This window comes from Brasilonema angustatum, from assembly GCF_059505445.1.
In genome coordinates this window covers 20,762-34,565 of record NZ_JCACKO010000055.1, presented here as the reverse complement: position 1 = coordinate 34,565, position 13,804 = coordinate 20,762, and the positions used below count along the sequence as shown (strand labels likewise).

Annotated in this window: 6 protein-coding genes; all 6 read right to left on the bottom strand. The window is 40.6% G+C overall.

The window, feature by feature from the left end; genetic code table 11:
* Nucleotides 1-123 precede the first annotated feature (123 nt).
* Entirely contained in the window at nt 124-2,151 is a 2,028-nt protein-coding gene (locus AC5JM2_RS12025) for an ABC transporter ATP-binding protein/permease (protein ID WP_495835111.1), read from the bottom strand.
* A gap of 105 nt (nt 2,152-2,256) precedes the next feature.
* The gene (gene proC, locus AC5JM2_RS12020) at nt 2,257-3,078 is read right to left on the bottom strand and encodes a pyrroline-5-carboxylate reductase (RefSeq protein WP_495835110.1); all 822 of its coding nucleotides are present in this window, start codon (nt 3,076-3,078) and stop codon (nt 2,257-2,259) included.
* 258 nt (nt 3,079-3,336) lie between these two features.
* Complete coding sequence (locus AC5JM2_RS12015) at nt 3,337-4,221, bottom strand: cupin-like domain-containing protein (RefSeq protein ID WP_495835109.1); 885 nt, start codon at nt 4,219-4,221, stop codon at nt 3,337-3,339.
* A gap of 34 nt (nt 4,222-4,255) precedes the next feature.
* The gene (locus AC5JM2_RS12010) at nt 4,256-5,359 is read right to left on the bottom strand and encodes a zinc-binding dehydrogenase (RefSeq protein WP_495835108.1); all 1,104 of its coding nucleotides are present in this window, start codon (nt 5,357-5,359) and stop codon (nt 4,256-4,258) included.
* Between the two features lie 56 nt (nt 5,360-5,415).
* On the bottom strand, nt 5,416-6,210 hold the full coding sequence (locus AC5JM2_RS12005; RefSeq protein ID WP_495835107.1) for a 2OG-Fe(II)-dependent halogenase WelO5 family protein: 795 nt from the start codon (nt 6,208-6,210) through the stop codon (nt 5,416-5,418).
* A 77-nt stretch (nt 6,211-6,287) separates the two neighbouring features.
* The gene (locus AC5JM2_RS12000) at nt 6,288-13,727 is read right to left on the bottom strand and encodes an amino acid adenylation domain-containing protein (protein WP_495835106.1); all 7,440 of its coding nucleotides are present in this window, start codon (nt 13,725-13,727) and stop codon (nt 6,288-6,290) included.
* Nucleotides 13,728-13,804 lie beyond the last annotated feature (77 nt).

Sequence of the window (13,804 nt, the reverse complement as noted above, 5' to 3'; positions counted from 1 at the left end):
CTCCAAATGATTATTATTCTTGCTTTGGGTGATTTTATTGCTTGGAAGTCCCTTAGCGTTATGAGCAGAGGTGACCAGGAATTAAGTTAATGTAAAGTTTTACCTAAAAAGTATGAGTAACTACTAAACTTTCACCCATTTCAAAACCTTGGGGTCTTTGTTGTAGCGGTAGGTAGAGCCATCCTTGCCTTTAATGGACTTACCTTGGCTTGCCTTTCTTCTAACGGTGCCAAGGGAATAGTTTGTTAATATCTGTATTTCTTTATGAGAAAGTCCTTCGATTATGCCTATTTCTGCCGTTACTTCTGGCTGGATTTGGGATTCATTATTGGAAAAATCATCTATTTTGATTTGAGTATTTTCAGGAGGATTAGTGACAATTTCTTTTGCTTTTTGAGTCTGATAATCCTGTACGGTCACAAGTTGCCAACTGGAATCTTGTGAAAGTTCTAGAACCCATTGATGATAGTTAAATAGACTTTCTCGATGTCCAACACTGATAAAAGTTGTTTTGGTTTCTTGTAACTGTTGATATAAATGTCCTTCATTCTTCAAATCTAAAGCACTGGTTGCTTCATCTAATATAGTGAACCTAGGATGAGTAACTAGCAATCGTGCAAATGCAAGGCGTTGTTGTTCTCCCAGCGATAATATGTTCTCCCAAGGAACTTCTGTATCAAAGCCTTCGATTCTACTTAGCAAGTTTTGCAGATTGACTTGTTGCAAAACTTCTTTGAGTTCTGCATCGCTCATTTGACGATTTGTATTAGGATAAAGTAATTGCTCGCGTAAAGTTCCCAAAATTATATAAGGACGTTGGGGCAAAAATAAAACTTCTTCTAGAGGAGGTCGCACCAGCCGACCAGTTCCTGCGTTCCACAAACCAGCAATCGCCCTCAACAGAGAACTTTTACCTCGACCACTCGGTCCAACAATCAATAAACCTTCTCCTGGTTGAACAACGAGTGACAAATCTTCGACTATAACCTGTTCATAGTTTGGCGTTTGTAAGGTGACATGCTCAAAAGCGAAATGATTCTCTTCTATTGATTTAATAGTACTTACATTATCTGGTTGTTTAGTGACTGCTTCTAACGCACTTGAAAATTCAGATAAACGCTCAACATAACTGGAAAATCTTCCAGAAGTGCCAAATTCACGTATTAATTCTTCCAAAGCACCAGCAAACATATAGCAAGCTGTAGTAGCTTGTCCAACTTGTCCAAAATCAATTTCACCTTTAATATATAAAGGTGCGAGTACTATGAGTGCGATCAGTTCGATAACAGCCCGGTATCCTCTGTTAAAAATTTCCTTATTTCTCTCCCAATCAATCTTTTGTTTAATATCTTTTATCAAAATACGAAATCGGCGTTGAATTATATTTAGTTCCTGTTCTTCTCCTCGAAAAAAAGCTATTGATTCAGCGTGATTGCGAACATGAGTTAGACAATAACTATAATCAGCTTTCGCCTCAAGTTCTGCCTGATTAATTTTAATTAATTCTTGATTTAAATAAATAGCAATAAAGTTGCCTACTATTGTATAGATAATTAGAGCAATAGCTATTTGTTGTGAAATTGTCCAGACAACTATTAAAAAAGTTATCATTTCCAGTGCTTTTTCTAGGAAAGTAGCTGAAAAACCGAGGGCACTACTGGTAATTGGCTCAATTTCTTGAGATAAACGTTGATCTGGGTTATCAAGGTCCGCTTTAAAATTAATTTTATAATAAGCACGATTGGTCAAATATTTATTTAAAATGTGATTGTTGAGCCATCTATACCAATCAAGAGAAATTTGTTTTCTAACAAATTTCGTAAATCCTACTAAAAGCGTAATCAATACAAGTCCAACAGCATAGAAGGATATAGTATAAGTAAATTTAGAATAATCTTTTTCTTGAATGATAACATCGATTAAATAGCGATGAATAAAACTATTAAATGTAGTTATACCTACAAGAGTGATTATTAACAATATTAGGAGAATAAGCATTCCCCAAGCACGAATTACATCTGAAAAGGCTCTTTCCCCTGGCTTGCTGGGATACCAGTAAGGACCAGCGATCGCTGCTACATCTTTCCAGAATTGGATAAAACCTGAAAAAGCATTTGTTGACCGTTGAGCTTGAATAACTTGGGTTGGCATATTTGACAAATCAACTGCAATTTTTAAAAATGGAATTTAATACTTTTTAGTATTCAATAATCAGTCATAATTACCAAATAAAAAAATCCACGGAAGACTAAAATTTCAACTCATATTACCTAATTCTTGAGTGCGGCTCAAAGCAGCAAGCACCGCATTAGAGATGACAGTTCGCATACCACCTTTTTCTAACTCGTAAAGACCAGCAGCAGTCACTCCCCCAGGACTAGTTACCTTGTTGCGTAAGACTGCTGGATGTTCACTCGTGTGAAACATAAGTTCTACACTACCAGCAATCGTATGCAATGTTAGTTCTTGGGCTTGTGTCCGAGTTAAACCCATCCTCACCCCAGCATCAATCATCGCTTCAATGTAGAGAAATACAAATCCAGTCCCCGCACTACTCAGCGCCGTTGCCATATCAAGGTAATGTTCATTTTGAGTCGCAAATTCTTTGCCTAATGCTTGTAAAATGACTTGGGTATGCGATCGCTGTATTTCTGTCACACTTGATGATGCACTCCACACCGTAGTTCCATGACCAACTTGTACTGCAATATTCGGCATTGTACGAACAACAGCAGCATGATTTAACCCTTGGCACAGAGATGGAATACTCACTCCACTTACAATACTAATTACTAAAGTATCAGGTGGAATTTTATCCTTCAGCATAGCCATAACCTCTGCCAAAACCTGCGGTTTCACCGCCAAGATTACAATCGATGCACCTTGCACAGCTTCTATGTTGCTCTTTGTAGTACTTAGTCCATATTCCTTTTCTAAATCAAGGCATCGAGTAGAAAGTGGATCGCTGACTATAATTAGTTCAGGTTTTTGAACAGTTTTTGTTGATAACAATCTACTAATTATCATTTCGCCCATCGTGCCACCGCCGATAAAGGCAATTCGTAAGTTTTTTAGCATATCTTCTCCCTGTTATTCCAGCCAATAGTAGTCTCTGATATTTTTATCATCGATTGAAACTAAGTTTTTTGACCCTATTGAGACTTAAATAAAATTGAGTGAAAAATAAGCCTCAAACCCATACAGACTAAGGGAAATACACCAAATGCTCAAAAATAGCGCAAACCCAGATGTATCAAAAAACCAGACAAAACGATGTAAAAGTCTTTCTGTATAAAGATTTGAGGCTTTTTTTTGGTGTTTTTTGTCTAAGTCCCGCTATTTGTTTTCCTGGAAAATCTTGCGTCTAAAAAACTTTTTAAGTTTTGTATACCAAACAAAACTAACAGAAATATTTAGCTCATCGAGAGAGTAGACTTGATGCCACCAAAAGGAGGGAAAAAATAGTATTTCACCTGATTTTAGGATACACTCTGTATATTTTGCATTTTTAAATTGAGGAAATTTATCCAGGTCAGGTTGGTCAATATTTAATTGACTCAGGAATGGTATTTTTGAATTTTTAGGGAAAGGATATAGAAAGGGACTTTGTTTTGGTTCAAACAGTAAAATTCGCTTTCGACCACGCACTTGACATAACACACTTTCTACGAAATCGTGATGTAGTTGCGTAATATTGCTATTGGTACTCATCCAAAAAATAGTAGCCAGTGATGAGGTTTTATCAAGAAAATCTGGAATCTCCATCTCTGAAATACCCATCCAGTGAGCAGTATCGAGGCATAGGTTTTTATCGATAATATCTGGAATTTTTATATCTGAAAATAATTCCGGAAAGGTAGTATCAAATGGATATCCCTGAAGGTAATAGTATTGGTTGTCATTTTTTTTATTCACAATCCAATCTGTGAATTCAGTAAATTTCATTTTTGTTGTCTGGTACTTTTTGTCACTATTTGGAGTGTAGGTAAATTTTTGATTTTCAGAAACGCGAACAGTAATTTCTTTATCACCTAAAACAGTATTCAAATAATCTAATGACCATAAAGAATATGCTTTCCATTCATCTAACATCCCAGTAAAAATCACAGGATGTTTATAAGAGAGGACTATGCGTTTAAAGTCCTCTGGCGTAGGTTTATGAATACGTTCAATTTCACCTACTGAAGTTTGATTAAAATTATTTTCGACAGTGATATTCATAGATAATCCTCAGGTTTATTGGTAATCAAAATATTTAAAGATTAGGTTGAATCACAGCTTTTAATACACACCCTTGTTCTACATCTGCCAGCGCTTGATTAATTTCTTCTAAAGTATATGAACGACTAATTATGCTTGACCAAGCAATATTTTTGCCGGGAGCACTATGACGTTTTAGTAATTCAATCATTCTGTAAAAATGGCTGAAATCAATTCCCCAAGTTCCGCGAATATCAATATGTTTTAGATTAATTTCCAAGTGTGGATTGATGAGAATTTCACCCGTATTTGTGTAATGCCCGACAATAACATAACGACCTCCATTTCTCGTCATGTTCAAACCCTCTTTGACAGCAATGGGAATGCCTGTGGCTTCAATAGTGACATCAGCACCGTGTCCGTGCGTCAATTCCAAAACCCGCTCAATATGTTGTCGTGGCTCATTAGCGTTAATTACAAGGGTTTCATCTACACCGAAGGATTTGGCAACTAATAATCGGCTCTCAAATTTATCAATGACAATCACTTTGCCCGCACCTGATAGCAAAGCTAAAATTGCTACATTCAAACCCACAGGTCCGCAACCCTGCACTACAACAACATCGCCAATTTGAATCTGCGCTCGATCAATTGCATGTAGTGCAGTTGGTAACGCACACCCCCCAGCAATAAATTGCTTTGGTGAGACTTCTTCGGGTAAAGTTAGAACTTTAACCCCTGGTTTGAGGTAAATTAGTTCAGACCAACCACCCAATAACCCATCTTTCGCTGAGTAGGTAACACCATAAACCTTGCGTTGTGGACAGCGAGTGGATGCTTTGGCTACTAGACAATACCAGCAGTTGTAACAGGTTTCGTGGACATCCAAGAAAGTGGCGAAGTCTCCAGGTTGAATTAACTTACCATTGACATCACAAAGGAGTCCACCTGTTTCTACCACACGACCAACTGAGAAATGCCCAGGGATAATTGGATACGGTACTCCCTGCAGGTGCCCACGTAGTAAATGTACATCAGTTCCACAAACTTCACTATATAAGGTTTCAATAATGATTCCACCTTTTTCCAGAATTGGATCTGGTAATTGTTGGACTTCAATTGGGTGATTAGGAGCAGTCATCACAGCTGCTAAAGGCATAGAATCACTTCCTCACTATGTTTACTAAATTGCTTCCTACCTCCTACTGATCAGCTTCAAGACCACAAAATAATTTCACCGTTAGGTAGTAATCCAATCGCGGAAGTGAAAGTCACACGTCGTCCATTCATCGGCTCAACAGTGTGAAAATTGCGTGTATTGAAAATGAATACATCTCCTACATAAGGTTGGAAAGCGATCATATCTGCATCTGCAATTACTGTATCACTATAGCCGTAGGAATCGAGTTTATATTGGTCATCTCCTGGTTGCCACTGGCGACCGTAAATACGTGTTTTGCCATGATTATTAGGAGAAAATTTTAAATACAAATTCCAGGAAAGTTGAGAAATAACTGTACCAACTTCCCATTGGGATTGTTCTAACGGGGCATAATCAATATGAAGTTGAGTACCTTGCTCTATTTTTCTAATCAGCCCTGCATAATAATTACCATAGAAGGGTTCTGAAGCAATTCGCACAGTCGCGCCTGTACACTGTCGAATTTTTACCATTAAGCGTTCTAATGGATTGAAAGACGCTGCCATAATGCAGTCTCTTAATTTAGTTGTGCGTTCTACTGCTTGAAAATAAGCTGTTTTACTAATGTGATTATATTCAAATACTGTGATACCAATTCGCTCAATCTTGGGATGCACATCTTGATAGCAGTCAAAGTTGAACAATTGAGCTTGAGCTACTAAACTCTCACACTCTTGTGGTGTAGCAAATTCTTTTAATCGAATTAAAGGAGTTCGGTTATTCAAGAGCATTCTTAAAGACTCTGTAGTTAAGGGATACTCTTGCTTTTTTTCCCACACCTTGGATTTCATCTGATGAAAAGTAGTCATAATGCAGTTCTCTGACATTTTAATTTAAACTTAACTAAACCCTTCCCAATAATACTAAAGGAGACTAATTGAAAGGTTTAGATGTTTGCTTGTGCTTTCTGGATACAAGCTTTCAACCGTTCGGCTAAGACCTGGACGTGGGGTTCAGCCATCATCGTGATATGGTTGCCCGGAACAAAATGGATATCTACTGGTTCGCAAGAAAACTCACTCCAGCCACAGGTAGAATCCTGGGAAATCTCAGAAAACTTGCTAGCCAACCGTTCCGGAGGAGTCTCGCTGGCACATAGAAGGGTAATTCGACCAGGATAAATTTGTTGTGGTACATAATTAATTAGAGATAGAGAGTTAGCTTTTAAAGCTTGCACCATGTTTTTCAACTGCGTAGTTTCAGCGTTAGGAGGGAGCATATTCACCATTTTTAAATGCTGTAAAACGTATTTTAGTTGCTCCTTCACAGGCAACGATCGCAGGGTATCGTAAGAAATATCGATGTTCGTTGATAGAGAAACTTCGTTCGTTGATAGAGAAACTTCTACTGCTTTGACCAACTCAATCAACCACCTAGCATGATCCCAATCAAGACGCTCAATACGTGCTTTTTTGTCTTTAGAGGTTGGTGCTGACATATCAATCATGACGACTAGAGCAACCTCATGTCTTTGATGAAGTAACTGAGCCGCCATTTCAAAAGCTACTATACTTCCTAAAGAATGCCCTCCTAAAAAGTATGGGCCTTGTGGCTGAACGGCTTGCATTGCTTGAATATAATGACTAGCCATATCCTTAATTCGGGTGGCTGATTCTAATTCATCTAGATTGTTTGCTTGAAAACTGTATAAAGGTTGGTCAACTCCTAAATAACGCCCTAAGTGATACAAGTAGAAAGGCTCGCCACCAGCGCCGGGAATGCAGAAGAAAGGTAACTTTGAACCGTTTGGCTGAATTGGTACTAGACATGACGAATTTGAGTAATCCGAGTTTATTTGTAAAATTGTTGCCAACTGTTCAATAGTTGGGTTTTGGAAGAGGCTTGCTAAAGGTAAATCTTTACCAAACAGCTGCTTGATTTGAGTCATTAAGTAAGGAGCTAAAAGCGAATGACCACCAAGGTCAAAAAAGTTATCTTGTACTCCCACTTTGTCAACTTTGAGAATCTTTGACCAAATTTGCACCAGTTGCAGTTCTAATTGGTTACGGGGTTCGACAAATGTGTCTAAGTTATTAATGTTAGAAGGTGTAGGTAAAGCGCGGTGGTCTATCTTGCCGTTGGGTGTCAGTGGTAAGCTATTTAGGAAGACAAAACTAGAAGGTAGCATGTACTGTGGCAGCTTAGTGGAAAGAAAGCGTCGAATTTCACTAATGGTAGGTGTTGAATCCTGAATGGTGATAATGTAAGCCACTAAGCGTTCTTCATGGGCAATTACTACAGTCTGATGCACAGATGGGTGTTGTCCTAATACTGTCTCAATTTCTCCAAGTTCAATACGTATGCCGCGAATCTTAACTTGACGATCTTGGCGACCAAGAATTTCTAGAGAGCCATCTGGAAGATAGCGACCGTGATCGCCTGTATAATACAGCAAGTCTCCTTCATCATTGCGAAAATGGTTTTTGACAAACCGAGAGCGCATTTCTTCAGGGGCGTTAATATAGCCCAAACTGCGGAATGGTGTCCGCAAAACAATCTCGCCCGGTTCCCCAATGCCACACAGTTGGTGATTTGCACCCAAAACTAGTGCTTGAGTTTCAGGAAGTGTTTGTCCTACTGGCTGTACCCCTTCTCTCGGTTCGCTAGGTACTTGGTAATAACATTTCGCTAAAGTTGTCTCTGTTGGTCCATACAGATTAACGATTTCACCTGCTTGGGGGAAAGCATCTCGCCACTGTAGTACGAGTGTCTTCTTCAAAGGTTCTCCAGCTAAGAATAACCAGCGTAAGTTATGCAGAGATTCCGAGGGGACATTAGCTAACCATGATTGCGCCAAGGAAGGAACTGTGTGGAGAACAGAAATCTGCTCGCGTTCTAAGTAGCGCAAAATTTTCGTCGGTTCTAACTTATCTCCTTGTGCTGGCAGACACAAGGTTGCACCACTGGTCAAAGGTAAGAAAATATCTCTAAGGACGACATCAAAGGAAAATCCTGTTAATTGGGCAATGCGGTCTTGTTGCCCAATTCCAAAAGTTTGTCTTTGCCAGTTGAGAAAATGCGCCATTCCTTTGTGACACCCCAACACTCCTTTAGGAACGCCAGTAGTACCAGAAGTAAAGAAAATATAGGCTGCATCATCACCAGATATTTCCGGTAGGGGTATTGTATGACTGCTTTCTAAAGAATTTATAGCCGCTACTGTGTCTGGATTTACGTAGATGATAGTTAAAGACTGCCATATTTCCAAATCTTTAGAGGGTTGACTTTCGACGTACAATATGAGTTTAGCTTTAGCTTCCTGAAGCATCAGTCGGTGGCGTTGGCTGGGAAGTTGCGGATCGATGGTTAGTAGCACTCCTCCACTCAAGAGAACAGCGATCGCACTGGCAATCAATCCAAAACTTGATGTCCCATACAAAACTACGACATCTCCCCGTTTGATTCCGTGACTCAGCATCACCCTTGCTAAAGCTTGAGCGCTTTTGCCTAATTCTCCATAATTCCAAGTGCGAGATGCTTGACACACAGCTGACCGTTCTGGGGTGCTATTTACCCAAGAGGTAAACGTTGTTGTGACTAATTCGTATTCTGGTTCTGGTATAGCTGTTGTGGGATCTGGCAACAAAAGTCGGGCTTGTGGTGTGACAAGAGAATAAGAGGCGATACCTTCTCCTATCGGAGACGCTCCGCGAACGGTAAGTTTCGCTAACGCACTATCAGGATCGACAACAATTTGATTCAGCAAATGATGGTATTGTTGCACCATTTCCACCATTCGTTCTGAAGTAAATAGGTCAGCATTATAAAGTAGTTGCAGAGTTATTCCTTGTTCGTGTTCTGCAACATACAAGCTTAAGTCAAACTTGGAAGCTGCTTCTGACATCAATATAGGTTCTAAAGACAGCCCAAAAAGTTCTACTTGGGTTTGTGCCAAATTCTGTAAATTAAACCACACCTGAAAAATTGGGTTATGGCTGAGATTTCGTTCTGGTTGCAATGCTTCCACCAACATTTCAAAAGGCAAATCTTGATGAGCGTATGCTCCCAAAGCTACTTCTTGCACCCGTGATAGTAGCTGCCTAAAACTGGGATTACCATCTAAGCGGGTACGCAACACAAGGGTATTGATAAAAAAGCCAATTAGCCCTTCAACTTCTGCACGGTTGCGGTTGGCGATCGGCGTACCTATGCAAATATTATCCTGCCCACTATAGCGCCATAGCAAGATTTGGAATGTTGCTAACAGCGTCATGAAGAGGGTACAACTTTCTTTTTGACTCAATTGTTTGAGCGCAACACTTAGTTCTTTTGAGAGTACCAACTCTTGATATGCGCCGTGGTAAGTTTGCACAGCCCCTCTGGGTCGATCGGTGGGTAGCGACAATAAAGTTGGTGCGTCAGCTAGTTGTTGTTGCCAGTAAGAGAGTTGGCTTTGGAGTACATCCCCTTGCAACCAGTTTCGCTGCCAAATTGCGAAATCTGCGTACTGAATCGGCAGTGGCGCTAACGGTGACGACAGACCTTGAGAATAAGCATTATACAGCGATGCTAGCTCTTGGATAAACACACCCATTGACCAACCATCAGAGACAATGTGATGTATATACACCAACAAAGCATGTTCTGTATCAGACAGCACGACTAACGTTGCTCTGACTAATGGTTCATCTGCCAGGTTAAAAGGTTGTTGTGCTTGTTTTTGTACTAATTGCTGTGTAACAATTTCTTTTTCGCTTGTTGGGAGATCTTCGCAGTCAATAATTGATAGTGACCAATTCGTTTGTGTTTGAATAATTTGAGAAGGTTTTCCATCAACTGTAATGAAATTGGTACGTAACGCCTCATGGCGATGAATAATTTCTTGTAAGCTTTGTTCTAAGGCAGGTTGATTGAGAGTTCCGAATAGACGTAAAGTTAGGGGTATGTTATATAAGCTACCCAGAGGCTGTAACTGGTCTAAAAACCACAAACGCTGTTGAGCAAATGACAGTGGTAATTGTGCATTCTCTGCCCGCCTTAAGATGGGTGGAGAAGTTAGTTCTAAGTTTTGTTGCTGCAATTGCCCAATCGATTGCGCTAATTCGGCAACTGTTGCTTTTGCAAACAACTCACGCAATGGTAGTTCCACTTTGAAAATGTTGCGGATACGTGAAACCAGTTGTGTTGCTAGTAATGAGTGTCCCCCAAGTTCAAAGAAATTATCACGTATGCCTACAAGTTCTACTGTCAGTACTTGCGCCCAAATTTGTGCCAGCATTTCTTCAATTGGGTTACGTGGGGCAACATATTTGTCTATTCGCTCACTGTGTAAATCTGGTGTGGGCAAAGCGCGACGGTTTACCTTGCCGTTTGGTGTTAGTGGTAGGGACTCCAATATCACAAAAGCCTGAGGCATCATGTAGTCTGGTAACTTTGCTTTCAGGAATTGCCGTAGTTCACTAATTGTAGGTGTACACTGTTGATGTGCTACCACATAGGCAACTAAGCGTTTATCACTCTTGTTATCCTCACGGGCGATGACACAAGATACCCGCACATCACTATGTTGTCCCAGGACTGTTTCGATTTCTCCCAATTCGATCCGGAAGCCGCGTATTTTTACTTGGTTGTCAATTCGTCCAATATACTCGATGTTACCATCTGGTAAATAACGTGCCTTATCTCCGGTTTTATAGAGGCGACCAGAACCAAAGGGGTTGAAGATAAATTTCTCTTGTGTCAACTCGGAACGATTGAGGTAGCCTCTTGCTAACCCAACACCAGCAATATGTAGCTCTCCTGGTACACCCACGGGCACTGGTTGCAAATTTTGGTCTAAGATGTACACTTGTGTATTGGCGATCGCCTTACCAATAGATATTTTCTTGTCATCAGTGTGTTTTGCAATCGTGGCACAGACACTAGCTTCTGTTGGTCCGTAGGCATTGAAGAAGTTTTTGCCAACAGACCATTGCTTGATTAACTCAGCAGAACAAGCTTCTCCAGCTACAATTATTGTTTGCAGTGCTGGCAGTTCTTCTTGTGACATAACTGCCAGTGCCGATGGTGGTAGGGTGATATGGGTAATGCAATAATCCCGTAATCGCTCAATTAATGGCTGCCCTGGTAACAAAGAGTCTTTTGTTCCCAAATACAGCGTTGCCCCCGATCCCAGAGTCATTAAAATTTCTGAGATAGAAGCGTCAAAACTAAAAGAGGCAAACTGGAGAACGCGACTATCAGAGTTGACGCCAAAAGTCTGAATCTGAGCTTGAGCTAAGTTGCATAGTCCTTTATGCTCAACCATGACACCTTTAGGTCTACCTGTTGAGCCAGAGGTGTAAATTACATTAGCTAAATGAAAAGCTTTGACTCCACTGGTTGGGTTATCTTGATTGTTTTGGGCGATTTGTTCCCAGACTTCATCTAAACAAATAAGTTTTGCTTGATGCTCGGGAAGTTTGTCAACAAGTCGCCGTTGAGTCAGCAATACTTGAACTTGAGTATCTTCTAACATGAAGTTTAAACGTTCGGGCGGATAATCTGGGTCAAGTGGCAGATATGCCCCACCCGCTTTGAGAATGCCCAGCACTCCCACCACCATATCTAAAGAACGCTCGACACAAATACTGACCAGCGTATCTGGTTTCACACCCAAAGATTTGACGTAGTGCGCTAAAGAGTTAGCATGGCAGTTTAATTGACGGTATGTCAGATGTTGATTTTCAAATACAACTGCCACAGCATCGGGTGTACTCAAACACTGCTCCTCAAACAATTGATGAATACATTTATCCTGGGGATAGTGGGACTGGGTATTGTTCCACTCAACTAATAACTGCTGTTGCTCAACTTCTGTCAGCAGTGGTAATTGGGAAATTTGCTGCTGTGGGTTGTTAACAATGCTTTTGAGCAAGGTCACAAAATGACCTCCCATTCGCTCGATTGTGCTGGCATCAAACAAGTCAGCATTGTACTGCCACACACTCACCAGTCCGGTTGCAGTGTTTTGCATTGATAAACTTAAATCAAACTTGGCAGTTGCACCTTCTACTGGCAAAGAACTGAGAGTTAAGCCAGCCAAATCTACTTCAGATATGGGAACATTCTGGAGGACAAACAACACCTGAAACAGTGGTGTATGGCTGAGGTTTCGTTGTGGCTGCAATGCTTTGACCAACTCCTCAAAGGGCAGATCTGGATGAGTGTAAGCTTGCAGCGTTACCTGCCGCACTCGACTTAGCAACTGCTGAAAACTGGGGTTGCCTGACAAATCGGTACGTAGCACTAAAGTGTTGACAAAAAAGCCAATTAACCCTTCAAATTCCAAGCGATCGCGGTTAGCAAGGGGCGTACCCACTACAATGTCATCGGAGCCTGTATAGCGATAAAGCAAGGTGACATAAGCTGCGAACAGCGTCATGAATAAGGTGGCTCCCTCTTGCCTACTAAAATTAGCAAGGGCTTTGCTCAGTTCATTTGAAGATTTTATATATTGAGTTGCACCCCGGTAAGTTTGAATCGCTGGTCTTGGTTTGTCTGTGGGTAGTTCTAATAAGGTAGGAGCATTTTTGAGTAGTTGCTTCCAGTAATCAAGCTGCGTTTGGAGTACTTCTGTTTGCAACCATTCCCGTTGCCAAATAGCAAAGTCGGCATACTGAATTGGTAACTCAGGCAGTTCTGGGGACGAGTTATTGCACAGAGCTGAGTAAATGGTTGTTAACTCGCCCATCAATACGCCCATTGACCAACTATCAAAGACAATGTGGTGTATTGTTAGTACCAAAGCGTATTCTACCTCTGTAAGTTTAGCTACAGAAACTCGGATTAAAGGAGAACTAGTAAGGTCAAAGGGTCGAGCAGTTTCTGCTGTGGCTAATTGTTGGTAAGCGATTTCTCTTTCACTTTCAGGTAGTTTTGTAAGGTCTACTACTGGCACACTTAAAGTTAAGCTGTCAGCAATGACTTGGACTGGCTGCTCGCTGAAGGTCTGGAAGTTGGTACGTAAAACTTCGTGGCGAGAGATGATTTTGTTGAGGCTTTGCTCTAGCGCTACGACGTTCAAATGACCGTGAAGTTTTAGAGCTACGTATTCGTTGTAGAAGGGGTTATCTGGTTCCAACTGGTTTAATAACCAGAGTTGTTCTTGAGCAAAAGACAGAGGTATGTTCTGAGGACGCTCGGCTTTAATCAAAGGTAAATCTGTAGCGGTATCCGTATTTTTCTCGTCCAGCAACAAGATAAGTTCTGTTTTATACTTAGCTAATAAGTCACGAGTTTGTGGTGTCAATACTCCCTCTGGAGCATCAACGCACAAGCGATTGCCTTCAACCCACAACTCCACATCCTGATGAGAGAGTTCTACTACAAATTGCTTGAGATTCATAGAATCATGTCCTTTATCTTGTCAACGAGTTCAGCAGAATGTGTAAGCTAATCACAACTTATCTTGTAACGTTCGTT

What these genes read in the sequence shown, in the direction of transcription:
- AC5JM2_RS12015 (WP_495835109.1), bottom strand. Translation starts at nt 4,221, where the DNA reads ATGAATATCACTGTCGAAAATAATTTTAATCAAACTTCAGTAGGTGAA.
- AC5JM2_RS12000 (WP_495835106.1), bottom strand. Translation starts at nt 13,727, where the DNA reads ATGAATCTCAAGCAATTTGTAGTAGAACTCTCTCATCAGGATGTGGAG.
- proC (WP_495835110.1), bottom strand. Translation starts at nt 3,078, where the DNA reads ATGCTAAAAAACTTACGAATTGCCTTTATCGGCGGTGGCACGATGGGC.
- AC5JM2_RS12005 (WP_495835107.1), bottom strand. Translation starts at nt 6,210, where the DNA reads ATGACTACTTTTCATCAGATGAAATCCAAGGTGTGGGAAAAAAAGCAA.
- AC5JM2_RS12025 (WP_495835111.1), bottom strand. Translation starts at nt 2,151, where the DNA reads ATGCCAACCCAAGTTATTCAAGCTCAACGGTCAACAAATGCTTTTTCA.
- AC5JM2_RS12010 (WP_495835108.1), bottom strand. Translation starts at nt 5,359, where the DNA reads ATGCCTTTAGCAGCTGTGATGACTGCTCCTAATCACCCAATTGAAGTC.